Annotated in this window: 2 protein-coding genes; both read right to left on the bottom strand. The window is 64.6% G+C overall.

Translation table 11 applies throughout. The features are described from left to right. Nucleotides 1-2 precede the first annotated feature (2 nt). Nucleotides 3-665: a DUF3618 domain-containing protein gene (locus tag ACR65K_RS20625; protein WP_440154747.1), complete on the bottom strand. Its 663-nt coding sequence runs from the start codon at nt 663-665 to the stop codon at nt 3-5. After that, the coding region (locus ACR65K_RS20620) for a phage holin family protein (RefSeq protein ID WP_440154749.1) at nt 662-796 on the bottom strand (135 nt) is incomplete at its 5' end. The genes ACR65K_RS20620 and ACR65K_RS20625, both read right to left, overlap by 4 nt.

Genomic DNA, 796 nt, shown 5'->3' with positions numbered 1-796 from the left:
GTTTAGGTGTTTTGGACGTTGTCTTTGGCGTCGGTGGCGCGGTCCTTGACGTCGGCGGCGGCCATTTGGCCTTCGGTTTTGACGTTTTGGGCGGCGTCGGTGGCGGTTGCCTTGACGTTTTCCATGGCTTCCTGGGCTGGTTCCTTCAGGTCCTGGGCCATGGATTTGGCGGCGTCGGTGACCTGGGTGGCCAGGGGCTGGGCTGCCGTTTTGAGCTGGTCCGCGGCTTCGCGTTCCTTCTGGCTTGCCGGGATCAGCGAGGAGACCAGCATACCGGCGCCGAACGCGATCAGCCCGGCGGCCAGGGGGTTCCCGGCGGTTTTGGCTTTGACCTGGTCCGGGGCGGCGGAGACGGCGTGGCCGGCGTCGCTGAGTTTGGCCGAGACGCTGTCCTGTGCCTGGTGCAGGCTGTCGCCGGCGGAGTGCATGGCGTTGGTGGTGTGCCCGGCGCCGGTGGAGGTGGTGTCGTGGACCTTGGTGGTGGCGGTGTCTGCTGCTCCCATGATTTTCTCCTTCACCCCGGTCACGGCGTCCTTCACTTTGTCGGTTTGGCGGTGGACGATGTTGGACGGGGTGACCTTGTCTGCCACGGCGTCCACGTTGGTGCCCAGCCGGGCCCGGGTGGCTTCTATGTCTGCGCGGATGACGTCAGGGTTTTCGCTCATCGGTTTACCTCACCTGGTTTTAGGGTTGGGGGAATTTCTGAGAGGGTTTCCCCGGTTTGGGGCAGGCCCTTGATCTGCTTGAGTTCCTTGCGGCCGATGGAGGCCAGGACCGCGGCGATGATGCCCCAGAT

This window comes from Arthrobacter sp. SAFR-179 (assembly GCF_059414945.1).
This window is presented reverse-complemented; position numbering and strand designations above follow the sequence as displayed.

Coding starts and splice junctions, on each gene's coding strand:
- ACR65K_RS20625 (WP_440154747.1), bottom strand. CDS start 665: ATGAGCGAAAACCCTGACGTCATCCGCGCAGACATAGAAGCCACCCGG.